Source organism: Bacillus cereus group sp. BfR-BA-01349 (genome assembly GCF_022663795.1).
Classification (GTDB): domain Bacteria; phylum Bacillota; class Bacilli; order Bacillales; family Bacillaceae_G; genus Bacillus_A; species Bacillus_A cereus.
The window spans coordinates 1-1,649 of the sequence record NZ_JAKUGE010000105.1 but is presented as its reverse complement, the minus strand read 5'-3'; the positions used below and the strand labels follow the sequence as shown (position 1 = coordinate 1,649).

Sequence of the window (1,649 nt, the reverse complement as noted above, 5' to 3'; positions counted from 1 at the left end):
CACATCCATCAACTTAAGGGATATTTTCAAACAAAATGTGGTTTTTTTATATAATTTTTTATTATCTTTTATAGATTTTATAAAAGTAGGCATATCAAATAAACCCTGACGGGTTTCAATTTTTTACTATGCTACCTGTGGATTAGAAGTGGTATACTCATAAACAACACCCAAAATATCAAAGACTGTCTTTTTCTCGTACCGATGAGATTTTCGTCCGTTGTGCTGTAGGAGGTTAAACAGACGAAGGAGAACCTTTGATAATTCTTGGGTGTTTTTGTGTAATGCTTGGTAAAAAAGTGAAAAATAATCCTTAATTATATACATTGCTTTATATTCACTTAGTTCTTTCTGTTTTTTACGTAATAGGAGTTCTCGCATTTTAAACATAGTAGAAGAACATAATAGAATACTAATGAGTTGCCCATAAAGATGACATTCTAATCGCTCTTGTTTAATAGATTTACAACGATGAATTTGAAACCAAGATTTCCATATTTTAAATAACAGCTCAATTTGCCAACGTAATGAATATAGGTCATAGATTTTCTCTTTTGGTACCCATTCCGTAGGAATGTTTGTCATATATACCGTGATACCTTGTAAAAGCTTCGTGCGCTCTGTATATGTAATCCCTTTTTTCTTTTCACGAATAGCTCGGTCACGTAAGCGTTTCTGTTTTTGCTCCTCGGTACATCTATAAACTACAATACGAGTAGGCAGTTTATCTTTACTCCCTACATATACATCTTGTAATTCATAAACTTGGCCAGGTTTTAATTGTTTCATAATGTCTTCCAAATGAATTTGTATATATACTGGTTTCAATTGAGGAGGTTTTGTTTTAAATACGACTGTTTCGAACTCTTTTCTATATATTTTAGTCGGTAACTTAAGACGGGATAAATAATACCCCTGCTTGTCTTGAATAGACTTAAAGTCTTGTAGACGAAAATATCCTAAGTCACGGATATACAGCTCATTCTTTTGTATCATGTCTGTTCGAGTCGCACCATACGCCTGATCACTTCGTTTTCCTGGTTCAATTTTCACATCAGAAAACTCTCCACTCAACAAGTCATACTCTAGTTGAATTTTCACACCAGCTTTATGACTACATCCTCCGGCACCAGGATACATAGCTGCGAATCGATCTGGAACTTGAAAGGTTGTAGAATCAAGGATGCGAATGCGCTCAAAGTAGGAAGAAAGAGAATGAGAAATCTTAGATACGCCTCCAATCTTAGCCTGTAGAAGTGTAGTAAATACAGTACGAAAAAAGGCTACAGAAGCCGAGTTAAATCGCCGATTAAGTCCTTCCGGACTTAATAAAACTCCTGTTGAAGTTTCTAATTGACTACATAGTTGGGTAAGAGAGGTGGTAGCGACTTGTTGATTTAGCCATACACACAAAGATAAAAAATGATGCCCGTGGCACTTCCGTTTTCGTTTCATCCCGCCTGCTTCTATAGCTAATTGATTAAGTGTAGCGGGAGACATATATCGATATAACTCTTCGGCAAATAAAGACAACTCTTGCTTTTGATGCATATTCATAAAAAGCACGTCACCCTTTCTCATTAATATAAGAAAATAGTAACGCGCTTTTAATTTCAAAAATAGTCCGAATCCTTAAGTTGATGGATGTG

General features: G+C 35.2%; 1 protein-coding gene. It reads right to left on the bottom strand.

Annotated features, from left to right (window positions below):
* Positions 1–126 precede the first annotated feature (126 nt).
* A complete protein-coding gene (locus MR169_RS27855) occupies positions 127–1,557 on the bottom strand; it encodes an IS4 family transposase (protein ID WP_240383853.1) in 1,431 nt (476 codons plus the stop codon).
* Positions 1,558–1,649 lie beyond the last annotated feature (92 nt).